The following is a 23890-nucleotide window of genomic DNA, read 5'->3' as shown; positions in this document are numbered from 1 at the left end:
CCCCGGGGCTCGGGGCACCGGGGGCTCGTCTCAATCGATCGGGCGGCTCAGTGCGCCACGAAGGCGGCGCCGTCCTCTTCGGTCCGGGCGGGCTTGGCCACCGGGAGCGGCTCCTCCCACTCGATCGCCTCGGGCTGACGGACCAGCGCCTTCTCCAGCACCTGATCCATCCGCGACACAGGCACGATCTCCAGCCCGTTCTTCACGCTGTCGGGCACCTCGGCGATGTCCTTGGCGTTCTCCTCGGGGATCAGCACCGTCTTGATGCCGCCGCGCAGCGCGGCCAGCAGCTTCTCCTTCAGGCCGCCGATCGGGAGGACCCGGCCGCGGAGCGTCACCTCGCCGGTCATCGCGACGTCGCGACGGACCGGGATCCCGGTGAGCGTCGAGATGATCGCGGTGGCCATGGCGATGCCGGCCGACGGACCGTCCTTCGGGGTCGCCCCTTCCGGAACGTGGACGTGGATGTCGCGCCGATCGAACAGCGGCGGCTCGATGCCGAAATCGATCGCCCGGGAGCGGACGTAGCTCGCCGCCGCCGAGATCGACTCCTTCATCACGTCTTTCAGGTTGCCGGTGACCGTCATCTTGCCCTTGCCGGGCATCATGACGCCCTCGATCGTCAGCAACTCGCCGCCGACCTCGGTCCAGGCCAGACCCGTCACCACGCCGACCTGATCGTCCGCGTCGATCTCGCCGTAGCGGAACTTCGGCGGGCCGAGGAAGACCGGAAGGGTGTCCGGGGTCACCGCGACCGACTTGGTCTTGGTGATCAGGATCTCCTTCACCGCCTTGCGGATCAGGTTGGACAGCTCGCGCTCCAGGTTGCGGACGCCGGCCTCCCGCGTGTAGCGGCGGACCAGCATCATCAGGCCATCGTCGTCGATCGACCACTCGTGCGTCCCGAGGCCGTGCTTCTTCAGGGCGTTCGGGATCAGGTGCTTGCGCGCGATCTCGACCTTCTCCTCCTCGGTGTACCCGGCGATGCGGATCACCTCCATCCGGTCCATGAGCGGGCCCGGGATGTTGAGGGTGTTGGCCGTGGTCACGAACATCACGTTCGAGAGGTCGTAATCCACCTCCAGGTAGTGGTCGTTGAAGGTGCTGTTCTGCTCAGGGTCGAGAACCTCGAGGAGCGCCGCCGACGGATCGCCGCGGAAGTCCATGCCCATCTTGTCGATTTCGTCGAGCAGGATGAGCGGGTTCGAGGTCTTGGCCTTGCGCATCGACTGCACGATCTTGCCGGGCATCGAGCCGATATAGGTCCGGCGGTGACCGCGGATCTCAGCCTCGTCGCGCACGCCGCCGAGCGACATCCGGACGAACTCGCGACCCGTCGCCTTGGCGATGGACTTGCCGAGCGAGGTCTTACCGACGCCGGGAGGACCGACGAGGCACAGGATCGGGCCGGTGAGCTTGTTCGCGCGCTGCTGCACCGCGAGGTACTCGACGATCCGCTCCTTGACCTTGTCGAGGCCGAAATGGTCGTCGTCGAGCAGCGCCTGGGCACCCAGCAGGTCCTTCTTGATCTTCGAGCGCTTGCCCCACGGGATGCCGAGCATCCAGTCGAGGTAGTTGCGCACGACGGTCGCCTCGGCCGACATCGGCGACATCTGGCGCAGCTTCTTCAGCTCGGCCGTCGCCTTGTCGCGGGCCTCCTTGGAGAGCTTGGTCTTCTCGATCTTCTCTTCCAGTTCGGCCAGCTCGTCGCGGCCATCCTCGGAGTCGCCCAGCTCCTTCTGGATCGCCTTCATCTGCTCGTTCAGGTAGTACTCGCGCTGGGTCTTCTCCATCTGCCGCTTGACGCGGGTCCGGATGCGCTTCTCCACCTGGAGCACGGAGATCTCGCTCTCCATCAGCGACAGCACGCGCTCGAGGCGCTGCGCCACCGTGGGGGTCTCCAGGATGCCCTGCTTGTCGGAGATCTTGACGAGCAGGTGCGAGCCGATCGTGTCGGCGAGCTTGGACGGCTCGTCGATCTGGGTCACGGCGGAGACGACCTCGGGAGAGATCTTCTTGTTCAGCTTGACATAGTTCTCGAACTCCGAGAGCACGGAGCGCGCGAGCGCCTCGGCCTCGACGCGGTCGCCGAGCTCGTCGTGGAGCGCCTCGGCGGTCGCCTCGTAGAACTCGTCCGAGCGGGTGAAGTCGACGACCTTGGCGCGGCCGACACCCTCGACCAGCACCTTCACGGTGCCGTCGGGCAGCTTCAGCAACTGGAGCACCGAGGCGAGCGTGCCGATCTTGTAGATGGCGTCGGTCGCCGGGTCGTCGTCGCCCGCGTTGATCTGGGTGGCGAGCAGGATGTGGCGGTCGGTGCGGACGGCCTCCTCGAGGGCGCGGATCGACTTCTCGCGGCCCACGAACAGGGGCACGATCATGTGCGGGAAGACGACGATGTCGCGCAGGGGGAGGACGGCGTAGGTGCCCGTCGAACCCGGGACCACCGGCTGGCGCGATTTCGACTGTGACATGTGACTTCCTCTCAGGGACGCCCAGGTTCGACGCCCCCATGCACGGAGCGCGCCTACAGCCGGGTGCCGACCGGGCCGCGAGGGTCGGATTTCGCTAACTTTGCGGCTGGCGACGCGGACCGGACCTCGAAGGAGCGTGCGGCCACCGCGCTGAGCCTGAGGTGGCTGCGAGGAAGCGCGTTTTCAAGGCGATCCCCGCAGCGCGCCCGGCCTGGGCCGGGCGCCTGATGCAACCCTGCCGAGTGCCTACGCGCTGACGCTCGCGGGCGTGTCCTTGTTGCGGTCGCCGTGGATGTAGAGGGGGCGCGACTTGCCCTCCACCACCTCCGGACCGATGACCACCTGCTCCACGGACTCGAGGCCCGGCAGGTCGTACATCGTGTCGAGCAGGATGGTCTCCAGGATGGAGCGCAGGCCGCGGGCGCCGGTCTTGCGCTCGATCGCCTTGCGGGCGACGAGCGACAGCGCCTCGTCCTGGAACGTCAGGTCGACGTTCTCCATCTCGAACAGCCGCTGGTACTGCTTGACCAGGGCGTTCTTCGGCTCCTGCAGGATCTTCTTCAGCGCGGCCTCGTCGAGGTCCTCCAGGGTCGCCAGAACCGGCAGACGGCCGACGAACTCGGGGATGAGGCCGAACTTCAGCAGGTCCTCCGGCTCGACCGAGCGGAAGATCTCGCCGGTGCGGCGGTCGTCCGGGGCCTGCACGGTCGCGCCGAAGCCGATCGAGGTGCCCTTGCCGCGCTGGGAGATGATCCGCTCCAGCCCCGCGAAGGCGCCGCCGCAGATGAACAGGATGTTGGTGGTGTCGACCTGCAGGAATTCCTGCTGCGGGTGCTTCCTTCCGCCCTGGGGCGGGACGGAGGCGACCGTGCCCTCCATGATCTTCAGGAGCGCCTGCTGCACGCCCTCGCCCGACACGTCGCGGGTGATCGACGGGTTGTCGGACTTCCGGGAGATCTTGTCGATCTCGTCGATGTAGACGATGCCGCGCTGGGCCCGCTCGACGTTGTAGTCCGAGGCCTGGAGCAGCTTGAGGATGATGTTCTCGACGTCCTCACCGACGTAGCCGGCCTCGGTGAGCGTCGTGGCGTCCGCCATGGTGAACGGCACGTCGAGGATCCGGGCCAGCGTCTGCGCGAGCAGGGTCTTGCCCGAGCCGGTCGGCCCGATCAGCATGATGTTGGACTTGGCCAGCTCGACGTCGTTGTGCTTCGTCGCGTGGGCGAGCCGCTTGTAGTGGTTGTGCACCGCGACCGAGAGGACCTTCTTGGCGAAGTCCTGGCCGATGACGTAGTCGTCGAGGACGCGGCGGATCTCCTTGGGCGTCGGCACGCCGTCGCGGCTCTTCACCAGCGAGGATTTCGACTCCTCGCGGATGATGTCCATGCACAGCTCGACGCACTCGTCGCAGATGAACACCGTGGGGCCGGCGATCAGCTTGCGGACCTCGTGCTGGCTCTTGCCGCAGAACGAGCAATACAGCGTGCTCTTCGAGTCGTTGCCGCCAGTCTTGCTCATATCGGTCTCCGATTCCTCGCGTCCGCCGCCGGCAAGGGGCGGACGCGCATCGCATGAATGTAGGGGGCCCGTTTAAAGAAACAGTGTGCTGCGCGCCTTTGACCGAAGGGCCCGAACCTCGATGCAAACACGCTGCCGCGGCGGGATCAAGGCCGCGCCGCGGCGGTCAGGCGACGCGGGCCGGTCAGGCGGCCGCCGGCTCGGGACGCTTCTCGATCACCTCGTCGATGAGCCCGAACTCCTTGGCCGCGTCGGCGGTCATGAAGTTGTCGCGCTCCAGCGCCGTGTGGATCGTGTCGTAGTCGCGGCCGGTGTGCTTCACGTAGATCTCGTTCAGGCGCCGCTTCAGCGCCTCGATCTCGCGGGCGTGGATCAGGATGTCGGTCGCCTGCCCCTGGAAGCCGCCGGACGGCTGGTGGACCATGATCCGGGCGTTCGGCAGGGCGAAGCGGTGGCCCGGCTCGCCGGCGGTGAGCAGCAGGGAGCCCATCGAGGCGGCCTGGCCGACGCAGAGGGTCGTCACCGGGCAGCGGATGAACTGCATCGTGTCGTAGATCGACAGGCCCGAGGTGACCACGCCGCCGGGGGAGTTGATGTAGAAGGAGATTTCCTTCTTCGGGTTCTCCGCCTCGAGGAAGAGCAGCTGCGCCACGATCAGCGACGCGCCGTAATCCTCCACGGGGCCGGTGAGGAAGATGATGCGCTCGCGGAGCAGGCGGGAGTAGATGTCGAAGGCGCGCTCGCCGCGGCTCGACTGCTCGACGACCATCGGCACGAGCGCGTTGTTGTAGACGTCGATCGGATCTCTCATCTCATCCTGCCCCGGAGTGAGGCCCGGGGCTGCCGCGAATCAGGGCAGCCCCGGGCATGTCAGCGAACACCGGCGATGCTTAACCATCGCCTAACCCTTGCCCGCCGTCCTGGGACAGAGCGGGACTCAGTCGGCCTTGGCTTCGGTCTTGGCGTCGGTCTTGGACTCGCCCTTGGCCTCGGCCTTGTCTGCCGGCTTGCCGCCGGTCGTGTCGTCGTCATCTTCGTCCGCGAAAAGCGCCTCTTTCGAGACGGGCTCCTCGACGAGCTTGACCTGCCCGAGGACGTGGTCGACGACCTTCTCCTCGAACAGGGGCGCGCGGAGTTCCGCGAGCGCCTGCGCATTCTTCCGGTAGAAGTCCCAGACCTGCTGCTCCTGGCCCGGGAACTGCCGGACCCGGGCGATGAGGGCCTGGTTCACCTCCTCGTCCGAGACCTTGATATCGGCGCTCTCGCCGACCTGCGCAAGCACGAGACCGAGACGGACGCGCCGTTCCGCGATCTTCCGGTACTCGGCCTGGGCCTTCTCCTCGGTGGTGTCCTCGTCCTCGAAGGTCTTGCCGCGGGTCTTGAGGTCCTGCTCGACCTGGGCCCACACGGCGGCGAATTCCTGCGCGACCAAAGACGGGGGCAGCTCGAAGGCGTACTTGCCGTCCAGCGCGTCGAGGAGCTCCTTCTTGAGCCGGCGGCGCGAGGCGGCCTCGAAATCCCGGCCGATCGCCTCGGACACGGCTTCGCGGAGCTTCTCCAGCGACTCCATGCCCATGGACTTGGCGAGCTCGTCGTCGATCTTGGCCTCGCCCGCCGCCTGGATCTTCGTGACGGTCACGTCGAACTCGGCGTCCTTGCCGGCGAGGTGCTCGGCCCCGTACTCGGCCGGGAAGGTGACCTTCACGAGGCGCTTGTCGCCGACCTTGGCGCCGACGAGCTGCTCCTCGAAGCCCGGGATGAACGAGCCGGAGCCGAGCTCCAGGTCGATGCCCTCGCCCTTGCCGCCCTGGAACTCCTCGCCGTCGATGCGGCCGACGAAGTCGATGGTGACGCGGTCGCCGCTCTGGGCCTCGGCGCCCTCCTCGCGCTCGGTGAACGGACGGCTCTGGCCGGCCATGCGCTCCAGGGCCTCGTCGACCTCGGCGTCGGCGGGCTTGGCGACGAGCTTGGTCAGGCTGACGTCGGAGAGGTCGGCGAGCTCGAAGCTCGGCATCACCTCGAGGGCGACCTTGAAGGCGAGGTCGCCCTTGGCGTCGAGCGCCTTCTCGACCTCGGCCTGATCGGTCGGGAATTCGACCTGCGGCTCCAGGGCGAGCTTGAGGCCGTTATCGGTGACGATCTGGCGGTTCGCCTCGTTGACGGCGTTCTGCACCACCTCGGCCATCACGGAGCGGCCGTAGACCTTGCGCAGGTGCGCGACCGGCACCTTGCCGGGACGGAAGCCCTTGAGCTGCACCTTGTCCTTCATGCCGGACAGCTCGTTGGTCAGGCGCTCCTCGAGTTCCTGGGCGGCCAGCAGAACCTGAAACTCGCGCTTCAGCCCCTGGGCGTTGATCTCGGTCACCTGCATCGTCGTCGTCGCTCTTCAAAGAAACCTGGGTTCGCCGGCCGGGCCGGCGTCGTGCTCGCGCGGACCGGGATGCCGAGATGTCGGGTAACGGGGCGGAGGGTCCCGAGGAGACCGCAACCTCAGCAGAGGTCCTGGTGCGGGCGGAGGGGCTCGAACCCCCACGTCTTGCGACACTGGAACCTAAATCCAGCGCGTCTACCAGTTCCGCCACGCCCGCGCGCGCCGACATCCGGCGCATCGCCGGCCGCCGGAAGCGCGCCCTATAGCATGGGCCGGCGGGCCCGCAGCAAAAAACTTGCCCCTGTGGCGCGGGAGCCCGCGCGCCGCTAAGGAGCGGGTCCGTCGCGAGCCGCAGCCGAGATCCCATGCCGCCATCCCGCACCGTGCCGCCGATCGATTCGCGCGCCGGCATGCCGTCGCGACGAACCCTTCTCGCCGCCGCGGCGGCCTTCGGGCTCGCGCCGGAGGCCGCGCGGGCCCAGGGGCCGGCCGCCGCGCCTGGGACATCCGCGCCCGTCCAGCCTGAGCCCGCGGCCGCGCCGACGGCCCTGCCGGCGGCACCCGGCAAGGCCCGGTTCAGGCCGGACCCCGCACCCGAGACGCCGGTCTGGTGCTTCGACGGCAAGGCCCTGCCGCCCGTGGTCCGGGTTAAGCTCGGGCAGGCGTTGCGCCTCAAGGTCGAGAACCGGACCGACAAGCCGCTGTCGCTCCATTGGCACGGGGTGCGCAACGTCAACGCCATGGATGGCGTCGGCGGCGTGACCCAGGCGCCGATCCCGCCGGGCGGCGACTTCCTCTACACTTTCACGCCGCCGGATGCCGGCTCCTACCTGATCCGGCCCCTGGTCGTCGGCGGGGCGAGCGAGCCGTCGGGCCGGGGCCTCGCGGGCATGCTGGTCGTCGAGGAGACGAACCCGCCCGCAGTCGATGCCGACGTCAGCGTCGTCCTGCAGGACTGGCGGCTCCAGGACGACGGCACCCTCATGCCGTTCGGGCAGACGGCGCTCGCGGCCGCGAACGGGCGCCTCGGCAACCTCGTGACCGTCAACGGCAAGCCGGTGCCGGGCGCCTTCGAGGCGAGGCCCGGCTCCCGAATCCGCCTGCGTCTCGGCAATGCCTGCAACGCCCGGGCAACGCGCATCAAGTTCGAGGGCGTGAAGGTCTACGTGGCGGCGGTCGACGGCCAGCCCACCGACACGTTCGAGCCCCTGCGGGCGACCCTGCCCTTCCCGCCGGGCACCCGCTACGACCTGCTCGTCGACCTGCCGGAGGAGGAAGGCGCCACCTGCGAGATCCACGCGCTGATCGGCAAGGGCCTGGTCCTGGCGAGCGTCGTCACCAAGGGTGCCCGGATCACCGAGAAGCGGCCCCCGATCGGGCCGATCGGCGAGAACAAGCGCCTGCCGGCCGAGATCAAGCTCCAGAACGCCCTGCGCCGCGACGTGGTGATCACCGGCGGCGCCTTCGTGCCGAAGGGCAAGGACGGAGTGAAGGACGGAGCCAAGGACGGCCCCGCGCCCGATCCGGTCTACACGGGCGACCCGCAGAAGATCTGGTCGGTGAACGGCGCGAGCGGCACCGCCGGCCTCGCGCCGATCTTCTCGGTGAAGCGCGGGCAGGTGGTGGTGCTGGCCCTGCGCAACGAGACCGCCTTCCCGCAGGCCCTGCACCTGCACGGCCACTGCTTCCGCCTGCTCCATCCCCTGGACGACGGCTGGGAGCCCTACTGGCTCGACACGTTCCAGCTCCTGGAGGGGCGGACGGCCCGGATCGGCTTCCTGGCGGACAATCCGGGGCGCTGGCTGATCAGCGCCACGGTGCTGGAGCGGTTCGACACCGGCCTCTGGACGATGTTCGAGGTCACCTGAGCGGTCAGCCGCCGGGTCAGCCCCCGGTCGACGCGACGAGGTCGCGCAAGACCGCCGGCATCAGCTCGGGGATATCCTCGGCGATCAGGCCCGGCCCGTGGCGCAGGCCCGCATCCCCGTGGAGCCAGACGCCGGCCGCGGCGGCCGCGAAGGGCTCCATGCCCTGCGCGAGCAGGCCGGCGATCAGGCCGCCGAGCACGTCCCCGGACCCGGCCGTCCCGAGATAGGGGCTGCCGTGGTCGTTGATGGCCGCACGGCCGTCGGGGGCCGCGATCACGGTGTCAGCCCCCTTGAAGACCACCACGGCGCCGGTGAGCGCGGCCGCCGCGCGGGCCCGGGCGACCTTGTCGGCGCCCTCAACCATCGCGTCCGTCCCGTCGAAGAGCCGCGCGAACTCGCCGGCATGCGGTGTCAGCACGGCCCGCGCGTCCCCGTCGGCGAGATGGGCGGCGAGCAGCGGCGCTTTGCCGGCGAAGCTCGTCAGCGCGTCGGCGTCGAGGACGAGGCCGCGCCCGGCCGCAGCCGCGACGGCCACGCGCTCCCGGGTCGGCTCGCCGGTGCCGAGCCCGGGTCCGGCCAGGATCACGTTCAGCCGCTCGTCGGTGAGCAGGTCGTCGAGGTCGTCGGTGCTCTCGCAGGGCCGCAGCATGATCGCCGTGAGGTGGGCGGCGTTCTCGGGCAGCGCGGCTGCCGGGGACGCGACGGTGACGAGCCCGGCGCCGACCCGCAGGGCGCCGCGGGCGGCGAGCCGGGCGGCGCCGGTCTTGGTGGCCGGCCCGGACAGGACCAGGGCGTGGCCGCGGGTGTACTTGTGGCTCGCGCCGGTGAGGTGCGGGACGTCCCGGCCCCACAGGTCGGGCCCGTTCCGGTCGAGGGGCGCGCCGGCGGCCAGGCCCGCCTCCAGCGCCGCCGGGCCGGTCCCGATATCGGCGAGGCTGAGCTGGCCGCACAGGCCCCGCCCGGGCTGGAGCAGGTGCCCGGGCTTGAAGGTCACGAAGGTCACGGTCTCCACTGCCCGGATGGCGGCGCCGCGCACCGCGCCGGTATCGCCGTCGACCCCGCTCGGCACGTCGACGGCGAGCACCGGCATCCCGGTCTCATTCACCGCCTCCACGAGCGCGCGGGCGGCGCCGTCGAGGTCGCGCGACAGGCCGGCGCCGAACAGCGCGTCGATCACGAGGTCGCCGGACGGCAGCGCGCCGCCCTCGGCCGGGTGCACCGGCCCCGTCCAGGCCGCGGCCGCGAGCGCGGCGTCCCCCGTCAGCGCCGACACCGCGCCGAGGCAGAGGAGTTCGACCGCGTAGCCGGCTTCGGCCAGCAGGCGCGCGGCCACGAAGCCGTCGCCGCCGTTGTTGCCCGGCCCGCACAGGACGACGACGCGGCCACCGGCCGGGAGCCTCGCCCGGGCGCGCCCGGCCACGGCGGCCCCGGCCGCCTCCATCAGCGTCAGGCCCGGCACGCCGCCCTCGATTGCCGCGGCATCGACCCGCCTCATCGCCGCGACCGTCAGCAACCGCATATCCGTCTCCGCCTCTGCCCGTGCACCGATCAGCCCTGACTAAAATCGCGCCAGATTCCGGTGAAGCGCTCTAAGGATGTGCGTGCATCGCACAGCAAATAGGCACTATGGTCGGACACGCCGCGAAAACGGCGTGGCGAAGGCGTCACGAGGATGTTAGAAATGCCAGGCACCGCAGCGCAGGCCCGAGCGGCATGAAGAAGATCGAAGCGATCATCAAGCCTTTCAAGCTCGACGAGGTGAAGGAGGCGCTCCAGGAGGTCGGCCTCCAGGGCATCACCGTCATCGAGGCGAAGGGTTTCGGCCGTCAGAAGGGCCACACGGAGCTCTACCGGGGCGCCGAGTACGTGGTCGACTTCCTGCCCAAGGTGAAGCTCGAGATCGTCCTGTCGGACGCCCTGGTCGAGGGCGCCGTGGAGGCGATCCGCAAGTCGGCCCAGACCGGGCGCATCGGCGACGGCAAGATCTTCGTCTCGACGATCGAGGAGGCGATCCGCATCCGCACAGGCGAGACCGGCACGGACGCGATCTGACCCGAGCCCGCCCGCGGTCCAGGACCGCCGGCGGCCGCGCACCGCGCGACACTGCCTAAGATTTCGCACTGCGCGAATGTCCGGCATCGGCGCCTCCGGCCCTGGAGCGCCGCTTCCCGCACCCCACATCATCGGGAACGACCGGCCCGACCGGCCGCTCGAACCGGATGCAGGAGGAAGTGCGATGGCCGCCACGGACCCGCGCGAGACCGCCAAGATCTACGATCTGTCCGCGTTCCGACGCGCGCGCGAGACCGCCCGGGCGGCTCCGGAGGCGAAGCCTTCGCCCGTGCCGAGCTTCGGCGGGGGCGCTTGGTACCACGAGGCCGCCATCCGCGAGGACGAGCGCCCGCGGCGGTCCTGAGGCGGAGGAATTCGGGAGCGATGGCGCCCCTGCGGCCGTCGAGCAGGCCCGACGAGCTCCCTCACCCGACCCACTCATCCTGACGTGCCCGCGCCAGCGGGCCTCGAGAGGGCGCCCGGCGGTCCGCGCGATCCCCGGAGGCCTCCGTCGAGGCCTGCGCCGTGCTCCAACCCCCAGGACGGGGTAGATCGGAAGCCCGTTACCCCGGAAACGGCGAAGCCGGACCCGAGGGCCCGGCTTCGCATCGTCTGTCGAAGCTCCGCGTCTTACGCGGCTGCAGCGGCCTCGGTCGGCACGGAAGCGATCGTCTTCAGCACCTGCGAGGCGATCTGGTAGGGGTCGCCCTGCGAGTTCGGACGGCGGTCCTCCAGGTAGCCCTTGTAGCCGTTGTTCACGAAGGAGTGCGGCACGCGGATCGAGGCGCCGCGGTCGGCCACGCCGTACGAGAACTCGTGGATCGAGGCGGTCTCGTGCTTGCCGGTCAGGCGCATGTGGTTGTCCGGACCGTAGACGGCGATGTGCTCCTCGCGGGCGTTCTTGAACGCCTCCATGAGCTTCTCGAAGTAGGCCTTGCCGCCGTGCTCGCGCATGAACGCGGTCGAGAAGTTGCAGTGCATGCCCGACCCGTTCCAGTCGGTGTCGCCGAGCGGCTTGCAGTGGTACTCGACGTCGATGCCGTACTTCTCGCAGAGGCGCTGCAGGAGGTAGCGGGCCATCCACATCTCGTCGGCGGCCTTCTTGGAGCCCTTGCCGAAGATCTGGAACTCCCACTGGCCCTTGGCCACCTCGGCGTTGATGCCCTCGTGGTTGATGCCGGCGTCGAGGCAGAGGTCGAGGTGCTCCTCGACGATCTTGCGGGCGACGTCGCCGACGTTCGAATAGCCGACGCCGGTGTAGTACGGGCCCTGCGGCGCCGGGTAGCCGGAGGCCGGGAAGCCGAGCGGGCGGCCGTCCTTGTACAGGAAGTACTCCTGCTCGAAGCCGAACCAGGCGCCGGCATCGTCCAGGATGGTGGCGCGCTTGTTGGACTCGTGCGGGGTCACGCCGTCCGGCATCATCACTTCGCACATCACCAGCACGCCGTTCTTGCGGGCCGGGTCGGGGAAGTGGCGCACGGGCTTCAGCATGCAGTCGGAGCTGCCGCCCTCGGCCTGCTTGGTGGACGAGCCGTCGAAGCCCCACATCGGGAGCTGCTCGAGGGTCGGGAAGCTGTCGAATTCCTTGATCTGCGTCTTACCGCGGAGGTTCGGGGTCGGCGTGTACCCGTCGAGCCATATGTACTCGAGCTTGTATTTGGTCATTCCGGTTCTCTCGTCCGTATCGATGCGCGACCTGGGCAACCCGGGAAGACGCGAACGGCTTGCCGCCTCGTCGACGGCTGCGGCCGCATTTGCATGGATCGTGCCAGGAAGGCCATTGCCGGAGAACAACGGTGCCCTAGAAACGGAGCTGCCGATCACGGTTACGAGATCGGGTGCGCGAACGGGCCGATCGTTTCATCCGTCGGCTGATTCCGCTGCCCGGCGGGTGGCAAGGTACGCCCGCGCCGGATATCAAGCGCCGCTTGCCGGCGCGCAACCGCGTGCGGGTGCGCCACGAGAGCCGATTCAGAGATCCCTGGAGGATGCCCACGATGACGACTGCGGCCGAGGTGCTGAAGACGATCCGGGACAACGACGTGCGTTACGTGGACTTCCGGTTCACCGACCCGCGCGGCAAGTGGCAGCACGTCACGTTCGACGTGTCGCTCATCGACGAGGAGATCTTCGACGAGGGCACCATGTTCGACGGCTCCTCGATCGCCGGATGGAAGGCGATCAACGAGTCCGACATGCTGCTGATGCCGGATCCCGTCACCGCCACGCTGGACCCGTTCTTCTCGGCCGCGACCATGTCGATCGTCTGCGACGTGCTGGAGCCGGCCACCGGCGAGCCCTACGGCCGTGACCCGCGCGGCACCGCCAAGCGCGCCGAGGCCTACCTGCAACAGACCGGCATCGGCGACACGATCTACGTCGGCCCCGAGGCCGAGTTCTTCGTGTTCGACGACGTGAAGTTCGGCGCCGACCCGTACCGCACGGGCTTCGAGCTCGACTCCACCGAATTGCCGACCAACGGCTTCACCGATTACGAGGGCGGCAACCTCGGCCACCGGGTCCAGACCAAGGGCGGCTACTTCCCGGTGCCGCCGCAGGACTCGGCGCAGGACATGCGCGGCGAGATGCTCGCGGCCATGCAGTCCATGGGCGTGAAGGTCGAGAAGCACCACCACGAGGTGGCCTCGGCCCAGCACGAACTCGGCATGAAGTTCGACACGCTGACCCTGCTCGCCGACCACATGCAGATCTACAAGTACTGCATCCACAACGTCGCGCAGAGCTACGGCAAGTCCGCGACCTTCATGCCCAAGCCCGTCTACGGCGACAACGGCTCGGGCATGCACGTCCACCAGTCGATCTGGAAGGACGGCAAGCCGGTCTTCGCGGGCGACAAGTATGCCGGCCTGTCCCAGGAGTGCCTCTGGTACATCGGCGGCATCATCAAGCACGCCAAGGCGCTGAACGCCTTCACCAACCCGTCGACCAACTCGTACAAGCGCCTGGTGCCGGGCTACGAGGCGCCGGTGCTGCTCGCCTACTCGGCGCGCAACCGCTCGGCCTCCTGCCGCATCCCGTGGACCAAGAGCCCGAAGGCCAAGCGCGTCGAGGTCCGCTTCCCCGATCCGATGGCGAACCCCTACCTCGCCTTCTCCGCGCTGCTGATGGCCGGCCTCGACGGCATCCGGAACAAGATCGACCCGGGCCCGGCCATGGACAAGGACCTGTACGAGCTGCCGCCGCGGGAGCTGAAGAAGATCCCGACCGTGTGCGGGTCGCTCCGGGAGGCCCTGAACAGCCTCGACAAGGACCGGGCCTTCCTCAAGGAGGGCGGCGTGTTCTCGGACGACCAGATCGACTCGTTCATCGAGCTGAAGATGACCGAGGTGCTGCGCTACGAGATGACGCCGCACCCGATCGAGTTCGTGCAGTACTACTCGCTGTGATGTGAGAGCCGGCCGGGCACGAGGCCCGGCCCGGCACGCACTTCCGGGCCGGGGCCTCTCGCGGGGCCCCGGCCTTTTTCTTGGGGACGCTCAGACGTTACCCCTCGCCGCCTCACCCGAGGCAGCCCGTGAGCGCCGAGACCGGGTCGGGACCGGTGCGGTCCCGGGCATGCCCGGCGGCCGGCTGCATAGGTGCCCGCGCACACGGAGCCCGAACGATGCTCACCCTCGACCACCTCGTCGTCGTCGCGCCCGACCTCGCGGAGGGCGTGGCCCATGTGCGGGACTGCCTCGGCCTCGCCATGCCCGAGGGCGGTCGCCACCGCGAGATGGGCACGCGCAACCACCTGCTGCGCCTCGGCGACGCCCTGTTCCTGGAGGTGATCGCCGTCGATCCGGAGGCGCCGCCGCCGTCGGGCGCCCGTTGGTTCGGCCTCGGCGACGCGGCGCGGGTGCGGGCCGACTGGGATTCGGGCCGGCGGCTGCGCGGCTTCGTCGCCCGCGCGGACGATCTCGACGGCCTCCTCGCCGCACACGGCGCGCTCCTCGGCGCGGCGGCGACGATGACCCGGGGCGACCTGTCCTGGCGCTTCGCGGTGCCCCCGGGCGGGGCGTGGCCGGCGGACGGGGCCGCGCCCTGCGCGATGGCGTGGGGACCGCGCGGCAATCCCGCCGCGACGATGCCGGATCTCGGCGCCGGTCTGGAGGCGCTCGTCCTGACGCACCCGGATCCCGACGCCATCGCGGGGCTTCACGCGGCGCTGGGCCTCGTCGCTCCACCGCAGGTTGTGGCCGGCCGGGGCCCGCGCTGGACCGCCCGGATCAGCACGCCGTCGGGCCCGCGGACCCTGACCTGAGGGCGACGGACCCTCCTCGCCGGCCTGATCGGGTGGGCGACCGGCGAGGAGGGCCTGGCCGGGACTCGGAAGCCCAGGCAGCCACAACCTACCAGCGACTTATCGCGGTGCGGTGACAGGAAAGTCTCACTCCGCACAGGAAGTGTGCAGGCTCCGCCGGACGATCAGGTGTGCGCGAAGATGTCGGTCTCGGGCCAGCCGTCGAGATCGAGGCGCGCCCGCGTCGGCAGGAAGCCAAAGCAGGCGGACGCGAGGTCGGTGCGACCCTCCCGGACCAGCATCGCGTCGAGCCGCTCCCGGGCCGCGTGGAGGTGGAGGACGTCCGAGGCCGCGTAGTCGAGCTGGGCCTGCGACAGGGTCTCGGCGCCCCAGTCCGAGGATTGCTGCTGCTTCGACAGGTCGACGCCGACCAGCTCGCGGACCACGTCCTTCAGCCCGTGGCGATCCGTGTAGGTGCGCGCGAGCTTCGAGGCGATCTTGGTGCAGTAGACCGGGCTCGGCATCACGCCGAGGGCCCTGTACAGAACCGCCACGTCGAACCGCGCGAAGTGGAAGATCTTCAGGATGCCGGGATCGGCCAGGACCCGCTTGAGCACGACCGGCTCTGGCCCGTCCTGCGGGATCTGCACCACGTCGGCCGTGCCGTCGCCGGTGGAGAGCTGCACCACGCAGAGGCGGTCCCGATGCGGGTTGAGACCGAGCGTCTCGGTGTCGATGGCCACCGCCCGCCCCGCGTCGTAGGTGGCGGGCAGGTCGCCGCGGTGGAGACGTACGGTCGGGCTCGGCATCGTTCTCGGACCTTGCGGGTTTTCGGCCGGTAGCATCGGTGCCAAGTGCCGGCAAGCCGCGGACGATCCGCGCGGCCGGGATCGACAGGGAGCTGGACATGACGGCAGCCGAGGTGATCGCGACCCTGGGGTTGAAGCCCCATCCGGAGGGCGGCCATTACCGCGAGACGTTCCGCGATCCACGGACCGTCGACGGCCGTTCGGTCGGCACCGCGATCTACTTCCTGCTCGATCTCGGCGAGGTCTCGGCGTGGCACCGGGTCGACGCCACCGAGATCTGGCACTGGCACGCCGGCGCGCCGCTGGTGATCACCACGAGCCCCAACGGGCACGACGCCGAGGCCCGGCATCTCGGGCCGGACCTCGCCGCCGGGCAGCGCCCGCAATGCGTCGTGCCGGCCGGCCACTGGCAGACCGCCACCAGCCTGGGCGCCTGGACGCTCGTCGGCTGCACGGTCTCGCCGGGCTTCGACTTCGCCGGCTTCGAGATGGCGCCGCCCGACTGGCGGCCGACGCCGCGCGGATGATCCGCGGCTATCATGGCGGCGGCGCGCCGGGGCGTGCGGGGTCACGCCCCTGTCACCGTCCCCCTATACCGGCGGCCTGAAACGGGAGGTTCGCGATGCGTGCGATCATGTTGGGGCTGGGGCTGCTTCTGGGAGCGGGCCCCGCGCTCGCCGGCGAGGCCGCCCAGCTCGGCCCCCGACCCTTCTATCTCGTCGACCATCTGAAGCCCGGCCCGCTCAAGGAGAGGCTCGCCGCCTGCGGCGTCGACCGGACCTACACGCCCCGGACCTTCTCGATCTCGCACCGCGGCGCGCCGCTGATGTTTCCCGAACACACCCGGGAGGGCCTGCTCGCCGCGTACCGGATGGGCGCCGGGATCATCGAGTGCGACGTGGCCTTCACCAAGGACCGCCAGCTCGTCTGCCGCCACAGCCAGTGCGACCTGCACACGACCACCGACATCCTCGCCCGGCCCGAGCTCGCGGCGAAGTGCACGCAGGGCTTCACGCCGGCCGACCCGGCCACCGGGCGGAAGGCCTCGGCCAAGTGCTGCACCAGCGACCTGACGCTGGACGAATTCAAGTCGCTGAACGGGAAGATGGACGCGTCCGACCCGGACGCCACCACGGTGGCGGCCTACATGAACGCTACGCCGCGCTGGCGCACCGACCTCTACGCCGGCACCGGCACGCTGATGTCGCACAAGGAGTACATCGCGCTGGTGAAGGGGATGGGGCGGAAATTCACCCCCGAGCTGAAGGCGCCCCAGGTTCCGATGCCGTTCCAGGGCACCTACACGCAGGACATGTATGCCCAGCAGCTGGTCGACGAGTACCGGGAGGCCGGGATCGCGGCCTCCGACGTCTACCCGCAGAGCTTCCAGCTCCGCGACATCCTCTACTGGTTGGAGAAGGATCCGGAATTCGGCCGCCAGGCGATCTTCCTCGACGACCGGGACGAGACCGCGAAGGGTTTCGACCCGGAGAAGCCCGCCACGTGGCAGCCCGGCATGGCCGAGCTCGCCCGGAAGGGCGTGAAGATCCTGGCGCCGCCGCTGTGGATGCTGGTCCGGCCGGGCCCGGACGGGACGATCGAGCCCTCGACCTACGCCCGGGAGGCCAAGGCGGCCGGGCTGGGGCTGATCGCGTGGTCTCTGGAGCGCTCGGGCCCCCTGAAGGGCGGCGGCGGGTACTATTACCAGTCGATCAAGCCGGTGGTCACCGGCGACGGCGACATCCTGCGGCTGCTCGACGTCCTGCACGGTCAGGTGGGCGTGCTGGGGGTCTTCTCCGACTGGCCCGCGACCACGACCTTCTACGCCAACTGCGTCGGCGCTCCGTAACGCCGCCGCTCAGTCGGCCCAGAGGGCCACGAGGGAGAAGAAGCCGGCCATCACGAAGTTCACGATCAGGAAGCCGGTGATGATGAGGGCGAGCGTCATGGTGGCCTCGGAGGCGGAGCGGTCTGGGGGATGGGGGCGCGGCGCGGCCAGGTCTTCGTGGACCTGCACCGCCCGCCGATGAGCCCCGCGGCGCGTCCGCGGGGCCGTGCGCGGTGTCCGCTTAGTGCGGGCTCAGCACGTGGAGGAGGTTGAACAGGTACTCGCCGCTCAGCGGCTTCCAGCCGAGCCGCCGCCGGATCAGGCCGTAGCCCGCGCAGGTCAGAGCGGCGGAGCCGAGGACCGCGAGCGTGAACCAAGCGAGGCTGGCGGTCGCGAACCCGACGGCGATGCCGATCAGGGCGACGGTCACGAAGATGATCCGGCTCGGGTTGCGCGGGCCGCGCGTCGTCATGTCGGACATGGGGACCTCCCTCGATCCGGATCAGCGGGCGCGGCAGTTCGGGCCGTACCAAGTCATGGTCCGGCGATCCATGCCGCCGTCCGAGGAGGCGCCGCAGACGGGGAACCGCGCGTCGCCGGTGCGCTGCAGGCTCATGACCTTGTAGAGGTCCTGCTGCGCCTCGCGGCGGCGGTTCTGCTCGGCGAGCTGCGCCTGCCAGTACAGGTTGCTGTTGGACTGGGCCACGGCGCGCTGCTGGTGGAGCCCCATCATGCACTCGGCGAAGCCGTCGGTGCCGGGCTCGAAGCCGAAGGCGTAGCACTGGTTCTGATCCAGCGTGTGGCGCTCCTGCGGGGTGACGCAGGCCGCCAGCCCCAGGGCACAGGCCGCCGCGAGCCCGAGCTTCGCGATTGCGGGCAGCGCGGGGCGGCGGGCCGCGGAGCGGTCGTCACGCATCGCGGTCGTGCGGGAAGAACAATTCTGGCTCGCGCCGATAAACTGAACGCCGAATTTACCGTGAAACCAGTTGTTCATGATCCTCGGGACCTCGATTTCTATCGGCAGGACCATCCGTGAGCCGATGGAAGGAGGTCTATACGAGGCCGTTCGAATTGTTCGTGTCTCAGAACACGCGGGCCGGCGGCTCGATCGCTGCCCGCAATGCCCGTTATCCCGCCCGACGCGCGATTCCGCACGCGGGGAAGGACTTTCGTCACGCTTGATGGGTCGGATGGTCCGGGCTCGCGACCACGGCCGGCGGCGCGCGCGGCGCGTGGGCCGAACCGGCGCGGCCCGGGACGGTCGCCGGCAGGTTGGGCCGGCGCGGGGAGCGCCGTCGTCGGGCTCGGCCGCGCGGAGTGTCGGAAGGAACGCTCACCGGACGGAGAGTTGCGCGTCCGGCGCGGTGGGGCGGCTCGCCCACAGGGCGGGCGCGCCGGGTCGAACCGGCGCGCCCGCGGCGATCAGACGAAGTGCTGGCCGCCGTTGATGGTCAGCGTCGAGCCGTTCACGAAGCCGGCCTCGTCGCTCGCCAGATACTCGACCGCGTGGGCGATCTCGTCGGCCTCGCCGAGGCGGCCGGTCGGGATCGTGGAGATGATCTTGTTGCGGATATCCTCCGCCACCGCCATCACCATCTCGGTGGCGATGTAGCCCGGCGCCACCACGTTGACCGTGATGCCCTTCGAGGCGCTCTCCTGCGCGAGCGCCTTGGCGAAGCCGATCACACCGGCCTTGGCGGCCGAGTAGTTGGTCTGCCCGGCCTGGCCCTTCTGGCCGTTAATCGACGAGATGATGATGATGCGGCCGAAGTTGCGGCTGCGCATGCCCTCGATCAGCGGACGGGTGCAGGTGAACATCGAGTCGAGGTTGGTCTTGATGACCGCCTGCCACTTCTCGAACGTCATCTTGTGGAAGGCACCGTCCCGGGTGATGCCGGCGTTGTTCACCAGGATGTCCACCGGGCCGAGCTCGGCCTCGATCGCCTTGATGCCGGCCTCGCAGCTCGCGAGATCGCCCACGTCGAACTTGAAGACGGGGATGCCGGTCTCGGCCTTGAAGGCGTTGGCCGCCTCGTCGTTGCCGGCGTAGTTGGCGGCGACCTTGTAGCCCTTGTCCTTGAGCCGCTTCGAGATCGCCGCGCCGATGCCGCGGGTGCCGCCCGTCACGAGGGCGACGCGTCCTTGAGCCATTGTTTCCTCCTGTTCGCATCACTTGATGCCGCGTGCGGATGGCGTCCGCACGCGATTTTTTCTGACTTCGGCCTTAAGTCTATGTTGTGGGCCGATACTGTCGTGACAGACCGATCAGGTCCGCTCGACGCACATCGCCACGCCCATGCCGCCGCCGATGCAGAGCGTGGCGAGGCCCTTCTTGGCGTCGCGGCGCTTCATCTCGTGGAGCAGGGTGACGAGGACGCGGGCGCCCGAGGCACCGATCGGGTGGCCGATGGCGATGGCGCCGCCGTTGACGTTCACCTTCGCGTCGTCCCAGCCCATATCCTTGTTCACGGCCAGCGCCTGGGCCGCGAAGGCCTCGTTCGCCTCGATCAGGTCGAGGTCAGACGGCTTCCAGCCGGCCTTCTCCAGGGCCTTGCGCGAGGCGGGGATCGGGCCGGTGCCCATCACCTTCGGGTCGACGCCCGCGGTCGCCCAGGACTTGATCCGGGCGAGCGGGGTCAGGCCGCGGCGCTCGGCCTCCGAGGCCGACATCAGCACCAGGGCGGCGGCGCCGTCGTTGAGGCCCGAGGCGTTGGCGGCCGTGACGGTGCCGTCCTTGGTGAAGGCCGGCTTCAGCTTGCCCATCGCCTCCATGGTGGCGCCGTCGCGGATGTACTCGTCGGTGTCGACGACCGTGTCGCCCTTCTTCCCCGGCACCGTGACGGGGACGATCTCGTCCTTGAACCGGCCCTCCTTGCGGGCGGCCTCGGCCTTGTTCTGCGAGCGGGTCGCGAACTGGTCCTGCTGCTCGCGGGTGAGCTGGAAGGCCTGGGCGACGTTCTCGGCGGTCTGGCCCATATGGTAGCCGTTGAAGGCGTCCCAGAGCCCGTCCTTGATCATGGTGTCGACGAGCTTCACGTCGCCCATCTTCTGGCCGCCGCGCAGGTACTGCGCGTGGGGCGACAGCGACATCGATTCCTGGCCGCCGGCCACGATGACCTTGGCGTCGCCGTTGGCGATCTGCTGCATGCCGATCGCGACCGTGCGCAGGCCCGAGCCGCAGACCTGGTTGAGGCCCCAGGCGGTGGCCTTCTCGGGGATGCCGGCCTTGATGGCCGCCTGCCGGGCGGGGTTCTGGCCGGCGCCCGCGGTGAGGACCTGGCCGAAGATCACCTCGTCCACCTCGTCGGGCGAGACCTTGGCGCGCTCCAGGGCGGCCTTGATCGCCGTCGCGCCGAGCTCGTGGGCCGGCACCGCCCCGAAGGCGCCGCCGAACGAGCCGACCGGCGTGCGCGCCGCCCCGACGATGACGATCTCTTCGCTGCCTGCCATGTGAACGTTCTCCTCTCGCGAGCCGGCGCGCCTTCCACGTCCCGGGGCGCGCTCTGTGCCGGCCCTGGGATGAAGGGCCTGAGGTGGGCGAAGTCAAGGTTGTGGATCAACGCGCCAAACGCGCCGATGACGCGACCGCGAGACTGAAATGGCGCGACCGCCCCGACCGCTCTGCATTATTCTGCGTTGAACAGCTGCAGTTTGCTGTTTTCTGCGCCCGGGGAAGGCTTTAAGGATCGTGTTGCGGGCGCGAAGACAGCCCCCGTCAGACAGCACCGCGCGTCTGCAACGCCCCCCGGTCCCGAGTCCAGAAAGGCCGTTCCCGATGGCGGATACCGTCAAGGCCACCCAGACCGTCATCAAGAAGTACGCCAACCGGCGCCTCTATCACACCGGCACCTCGACGTACGTGACGCTGGAGGACCTCGCCACGATGGTGCAGAACGGCGAGGATTTCGTCGTCTACGACGCGCGCACGGGCGACGACATCACCCGCTCGGTCCTGACGCAGATCATCTTCGAGCAGGAGAACAAGGCCGGCGCCGAGAACCTGCTCCCGGTGGCGTTCCTTCGCCAGCTGATCCGCTTCTACGGCGACAGCATGCGCACGATGGTGCCGAGCTTCCTCGAATTCTCGATGGCGAACTTCGCCAAGGACCAGGACGGCCTGCGCGAGAAATTTGCCCAGAGCTTCGGCCCGGCGGCGTTCCAGAACGCCATCGAGCAGCAGGTGCGCACCAACATGAACTTCTTCGGCGATGCCATGAAGATGTTCACGGGCTTCGCCCCGCCCGCGCCGGGAGCCCAGCCGACCGCGCCGGCCGCGACTCAGCCCGCGTCTTACGGGGGCGGCGAGCTGGACGATCTCAAGCGCCAGATGCTGGAGATGCAGCAGCGCCTGGAAGCGCTCGCGAAAAAGTAATTCGGCCGGACCGACCGGACGAAGGGTTGACGATCGGTAAACGTCGGCCCCACCTTTGCGACACGGGCACGGAAACGTGCGGAGAATGTGCGCATGGTGCGTATCGGAACAGTCAGCCGTCTCGGCCCGACACAGGTCCGCTCCACCCGGCGTGCGCCGGTCCGGGACGCGGACACCTCCCCCGAGACGGCGCGGACGGAGGTCCACGCGCTCGCCCTGATCGACGGGGGACTGTCCGAAGCGCCGTCGGGCACCCGGACAGCAGAACGCGCGGCCGCGGGAAGACCCCGCGCCGGCTTCATCGCGCAATTGCTGACGGCCGACGATCCGACGCTGCTGCCGTCGCGCCTGGAACGGACCCGGATGGCCGCCGCGCGCTACGCGGAGGCCGCGCGGCGCCTCGCCTGAGGCGCCGCCCTCGCGAGGCTCAGGCCTCGGCCGACTTCACCTTCAGGACCTGACGGCCGCGGTACATGCCGGTCTTCAGGTCGATGTGGTGCGGACGGCGCAGCTCGCCGGAATCCTTGTCCTCGACGTAGGTCGGCGCCTTGAGGGCGTCGGCCGAGCGGCGCATGCCGCGGCGGGAGGGGGAGGTCTTTCGCTTCGGAACGGCCATGGCTGGATCCTTCGTGACGCCGCGGACAAAGCGGCGCGCGGGCGGCTCCTCGATCGAGGATCGCCACGCACACCGCGGGATACGGATGAGGCCGGGCTTATAGCTCCGGCGCCGGCCCGTGACTAGGGGTGCCGGACCACAACCGTTAAGGGCGGGTTCAAGCGGAGCGGCGCAGATCTGGCCGGACGGCACCGCGGTGCGGGCCGCGCCTCTCGGGAGAACGCCATGGCTTCCTCCACCAAGACCCTCGCCCTCCTCGCCCTCCTGTCGAGCCTCGTCGCGGCCCCGGCCCTGGCGCAGGCGCCGCAGGCGCCGACGACCGCGGCACCGACGGCCCCCGCGAAGCCCGCCGCCCCGAGCGCGCCCGTCGCCGGATCGCCGAACGCCGCCAAGGGGGCGCTGATCGATCTCAACAGCGCCAGCACCGAGGAGCTCGACGCGCTGCCCGGCATCGGCGCGGCGCGCGCGGCCGCGATCATCAAGGGACGGCCGTATCGCGGGAAGGACGATCTCGTCTCCAGGAAGATCATCCCGCAGAACGTCTACGACGGCATCAAGGACAAGGTCATCGCCAAGCAGAAGTAGCCGCTACTCGGCGATCGCCCCCTGAGGCATGGAGAAGCCGGGGGGCGTCTTCGGGGCCGCCGCCGCCTTCGGTGCCGCCTGGCGGGGCGCCTTCTTGCGGGCCTCGGCCTTCGGCACCTTCGGCGCCTTGACGGCGGGCGGCGCCTCGCAGGCGCGGAAGGTCAGCTGCGCCAGGGGCGTCCCCTCCTCGCTCACGATCGCGATCGGGTCGGGGAAGGTCGGCAGCGTCGGCTCCCAGTGGATCGGGCTGCCCAGCATCGCCTCGACACCCGACGCGGCGCCGCCGCGCCGCAGCGTGGTGAAATCGGGCCCGTAGGCCGTGGCGACCTTTCCGGCGATCACGACCTGGAGAACCTCGTTCACCTCGGGCGTGAGCGGCCTGAGCGGGTTCGTCGTGCGGACCTGCCCGGCCCGCGTGATCACCATCTTGAACCCCTTGGCGCTCTCGAAGCGGGCCGCCTGCGTCCCGCAGGGCTGCTCGAGGGTCGGGCCGGCGGCGGGCGTAGGGCTCGCCGCCTGAGGGGCGGCTTGGCCCGGCGGCGCCGTCGCGGCGGGCGCGGCCGGCGCAGGCGCGACTTGCGCGGGCGAAGCCTGGGGAGGCGCGGCCGCCGCCGGCTTGCCGGCGGGCGCGGCCGTCGCCTGCATCGTCGACAGGCAGAGAGGACCGGCGAGCAGCAGCCCGGCCACCCCGCGCGCGCATCGCTTCATCGCCCGGCTCCCGGCGGATCTCCGCGGAGCGCCGCGTCGCGCTGCGTCCGGTCGAGGGCGCGGATCGGCTCCAGTTCGATCGCGTCCAGATCGAGCACGCGCGGGTCGAGCACCTGGGCGCTGCGGTCGATCGGGCTCTTGCGCGGTCCGACCGAGCCGATGACGAGGTCCTCGTCCTCGATGTCGAGTTCGGAACCCATGCGCAGGGGCTCGCGCCGGCCGCGCGCCGCCATCGCGGCCACGGCGACGATGGCGACAGCGATGACCAGAATAGCCAGGATGATGAACAGGCGCTCCATCAGGAGGTCAGCTCTAGCCTGCGGTTCAGGCCGCCGCCACCCCATCCCATCGTCGATATCGCCCCGCCGCGTCGCGGTTGTGTGTCCCCTCACGTCCAACGTCACGTCCCACGTCACGTCCTCGGTCAGTAGCCGGTCAGTCCCGGG

The 23890-nt window shown here is 69.8% G+C and carries 24 protein-coding genes and 1 tRNA gene; 10 read left to right on the top strand and 15 right to left on the bottom strand.

What is annotated here, in order from left to right; genetic code table 11:
- Positions 1-47: 47 nt before the first annotated feature.
- From lon to ACQKQD_RS01670, 5 genes are all read right to left on the bottom strand, one after another.
- Positions 48-2474, bottom strand: a complete 2427-nt coding sequence (gene lon / locus ACQKQD_RS01690; RefSeq protein WP_427507317.1) for an endopeptidase La — start codon at positions 2472-2474, stop codon at positions 48-50.
- Between the two features lie 246 nt (positions 2475-2720).
- Positions 2721-3992, bottom strand: a complete 1272-nt coding sequence (gene clpX, locus ACQKQD_RS01685) for an ATP-dependent Clp protease ATP-binding subunit ClpX (RefSeq protein ID WP_020090762.1) — start codon at positions 3990-3992, stop codon at positions 2721-2723.
- 184 nt (positions 3993-4176) lie between these two features.
- On the bottom strand, positions 4177-4803 hold the full coding sequence (locus ACQKQD_RS01680) for an ATP-dependent Clp protease proteolytic subunit (RefSeq protein WP_012322036.1): 627 nt from the start codon (positions 4801-4803) through the stop codon (positions 4177-4179).
- A 126-nt stretch (positions 4804-4929) separates the two neighbouring features.
- A complete protein-coding gene (tig, locus tag ACQKQD_RS01675; RefSeq protein ID WP_042672154.1) occupies positions 4930-6363 on the bottom strand; it encodes a trigger factor in 1434 nt (477 codons plus the stop codon).
- Positions 6364-6495: 132 nt separating this feature from the next.
- Positions 6496-6580: transfer RNA gene (locus ACQKQD_RS01670), tRNA-Leu, on the bottom strand.
- Positions 6581-6728: 148 nt separating this feature from the next.
- Between ACQKQD_RS01670 and ACQKQD_RS01665 the strand changes: the two genes are divergently transcribed.
- Positions 6729-8231, top strand: coding sequence for a multicopper oxidase family protein (locus ACQKQD_RS01665; RefSeq protein WP_427507316.1), 1503 nt, complete (start codon positions 6729-6731; stop codon positions 8229-8231).
- A 16-nt stretch (positions 8232-8247) separates the two neighbouring features.
- Here ACQKQD_RS01665 and ACQKQD_RS01660 read toward each other — a convergent pair whose 3' ends face one another.
- Positions 8248-9750, bottom strand: coding sequence for an NAD(P)H-hydrate dehydratase (locus ACQKQD_RS01660; protein WP_427507315.1), 1503 nt, complete (start codon positions 9748-9750; stop codon positions 8248-8250).
- 194 nt (positions 9751-9944) lie between these two features.
- Between ACQKQD_RS01660 and ACQKQD_RS01655 the strand changes: the two genes are divergently transcribed.
- Together ACQKQD_RS01655 and ACQKQD_RS01650 are read left to right on the top strand one after the other, a co-directional pair.
- The gene (locus ACQKQD_RS01655; RefSeq protein ID WP_003600526.1) at positions 9945-10283 is read left to right on the top strand and encodes a P-II family nitrogen regulator; all 339 of its coding nucleotides are present in this window, start codon (positions 9945-9947) and stop codon (positions 10281-10283) included.
- A 184-nt stretch (positions 10284-10467) separates the two neighbouring features.
- On the top strand, positions 10468-10647 hold the full coding sequence (locus tag ACQKQD_RS01650; RefSeq protein WP_427507314.1) for a DUF2735 domain-containing protein: 180 nt from the start codon (positions 10468-10470) through the stop codon (positions 10645-10647).
- A gap of 266 nt (positions 10648-10913) precedes the next feature.
- On the opposite strand, the gene ACQKQD_RS01645 is transcribed toward ACQKQD_RS01650, so the two are convergent.
- Entirely contained in the window at positions 10914-11948 is a 1035-nt protein-coding gene (locus ACQKQD_RS01645) for a glutamine synthetase beta-grasp domain-containing protein (RefSeq protein ID WP_012322031.1), read from the bottom strand.
- A gap of 332 nt (positions 11949-12280) precedes the next feature.
- Between ACQKQD_RS01645 and glnA the strand changes: the two genes are divergently transcribed.
- The gene (gene glnA, locus ACQKQD_RS01640; protein WP_012322030.1) at positions 12281-13690 is read left to right on the top strand and encodes a type I glutamate--ammonia ligase; all 1410 of its coding nucleotides are present in this window, start codon (positions 12281-12283) and stop codon (positions 13688-13690) included.
- Positions 13691-13908: 218 nt separating this feature from the next.
- Positions 13909-14547, top strand: coding sequence for a VOC family protein (locus ACQKQD_RS01635; protein ID WP_427507313.1), 639 nt, complete (start codon positions 13909-13911; stop codon positions 14545-14547).
- Positions 14548-14711: 164 nt separating this feature from the next.
- Here the strand turns inward: ACQKQD_RS01635 and ACQKQD_RS01630 are convergent, their stop codons facing one another.
- Positions 14712-15335: a ribonuclease D gene (locus tag ACQKQD_RS01630; RefSeq protein WP_427507312.1), complete on the bottom strand. Its 624-nt coding sequence runs from the start codon at positions 15333-15335 to the stop codon at positions 14712-14714.
- 98 nt (positions 15336-15433) lie between these two features.
- On the opposite strand from ACQKQD_RS01630, the gene ACQKQD_RS01625 reads away from it, so the two are divergent.
- Both ACQKQD_RS01625 and ACQKQD_RS01620 read left to right on the top strand, forming a co-directional pair.
- On the top strand, positions 15434-15862 hold the full coding sequence (locus ACQKQD_RS01625) for a cupin domain-containing protein (protein WP_020090769.1): 429 nt from the start codon (positions 15434-15436) through the stop codon (positions 15860-15862).
- 95 nt (positions 15863-15957) lie between these two features.
- The gene (locus ACQKQD_RS01620) at positions 15958-17184 is read left to right on the top strand and encodes a glycerophosphodiester phosphodiesterase family protein (RefSeq protein ID WP_427507311.1); all 1227 of its coding nucleotides are present in this window, start codon (positions 15958-15960) and stop codon (positions 17182-17184) included.
- A gap of 220 nt (positions 17185-17404) precedes the next feature.
- Here the strand turns inward: ACQKQD_RS01620 and ACQKQD_RS01615 are convergent, their stop codons facing one another.
- The 4 genes from ACQKQD_RS01615 to ACQKQD_RS01600 form a co-directional block, all read right to left on the bottom strand.
- On the bottom strand, positions 17405-17644 hold the full coding sequence (locus ACQKQD_RS01615; protein WP_091676395.1) for a hypothetical protein: 240 nt from the start codon (positions 17642-17644) through the stop codon (positions 17405-17407).
- A gap of 21 nt (positions 17645-17665) precedes the next feature.
- Entirely contained in the window at positions 17666-18079 is a 414-nt protein-coding gene (locus ACQKQD_RS01610; RefSeq protein WP_427507310.1) for a hypothetical protein, read from the bottom strand.
- A 506-nt stretch (positions 18080-18585) separates the two neighbouring features.
- Positions 18586-19314, bottom strand: coding sequence for an acetoacetyl-CoA reductase (gene phbB, locus ACQKQD_RS01605; RefSeq protein ID WP_020090774.1), 729 nt, complete (start codon positions 19312-19314; stop codon positions 18586-18588).
- Between the two features lie 114 nt (positions 19315-19428).
- Positions 19429-20613, bottom strand: coding sequence for an acetyl-CoA C-acetyltransferase (locus ACQKQD_RS01600; protein ID WP_427507309.1), 1185 nt, complete (start codon positions 20611-20613; stop codon positions 19429-19431).
- A gap of 325 nt (positions 20614-20938) precedes the next feature.
- On the opposite strand from ACQKQD_RS01600, the gene phaR reads away from it, so the two are divergent.
- Both phaR and ACQKQD_RS01590 read left to right on the top strand, forming a co-directional pair.
- Positions 20939-21535, top strand: coding sequence for a polyhydroxyalkanoate synthesis repressor PhaR (gene phaR, locus ACQKQD_RS01595; protein WP_427507308.1), 597 nt, complete (start codon positions 20939-20941; stop codon positions 21533-21535).
- A gap of 93 nt (positions 21536-21628) precedes the next feature.
- Positions 21629-21943 carry a hypothetical protein gene (locus ACQKQD_RS01590; protein ID WP_427507307.1) on the top strand — a complete coding sequence of 105 codons (315 nt, stop codon included), beginning with the start codon at positions 21629-21631 and terminating at the stop codon, positions 21941-21943.
- Between the two features lie 19 nt (positions 21944-21962).
- Here ACQKQD_RS01590 and rpmF read toward each other — a convergent pair whose 3' ends face one another.
- On the bottom strand, positions 21963-22151 hold the full coding sequence (gene rpmF / locus ACQKQD_RS01585; protein ID WP_003601373.1) for a 50S ribosomal protein L32: 189 nt from the start codon (positions 22149-22151) through the stop codon (positions 21963-21965).
- A 225-nt stretch (positions 22152-22376) separates the two neighbouring features.
- Between rpmF and ACQKQD_RS01580 the strand changes: the two genes are divergently transcribed.
- On the top strand, positions 22377-22736 hold the full coding sequence (locus tag ACQKQD_RS01580; RefSeq protein WP_427507306.1) for a helix-hairpin-helix domain-containing protein: 360 nt from the start codon (positions 22377-22379) through the stop codon (positions 22734-22736).
- A gap of 3 nt (positions 22737-22739) precedes the next feature.
- Here ACQKQD_RS01580 and ACQKQD_RS01575 read toward each other — a convergent pair whose 3' ends face one another.
- Together ACQKQD_RS01575 and ACQKQD_RS01570 are read right to left on the bottom strand one after the other, a co-directional pair.
- Positions 22740-23444, bottom strand: a complete 705-nt coding sequence (locus tag ACQKQD_RS01575; RefSeq protein ID WP_427507305.1) for a hypothetical protein — start codon at positions 23442-23444, stop codon at positions 22740-22742.
- The gene (locus tag ACQKQD_RS01570; protein WP_427507304.1) at positions 23441-23860 is read right to left on the bottom strand and encodes a hypothetical protein; all 420 of its coding nucleotides are present in this window, start codon (positions 23858-23860) and stop codon (positions 23441-23443) included. Before ACQKQD_RS01570 ends, ACQKQD_RS01575 begins: the two co-directional genes overlap by 4 nt.
- Positions 23861-23890 lie beyond the last annotated feature (30 nt).

Origin of the sequence: Methylobacterium sp. NPDC080182 (assembly GCF_050281105.1) — a bacterium.
Lineage (GTDB): Bacteria > Pseudomonadota > Alphaproteobacteria > Rhizobiales > Beijerinckiaceae > Methylobacterium.
The sequence above is the reverse complement of the archived record's forward strand: the minus strand, read 5'-3'. Positions and strand labels throughout refer to the sequence as shown.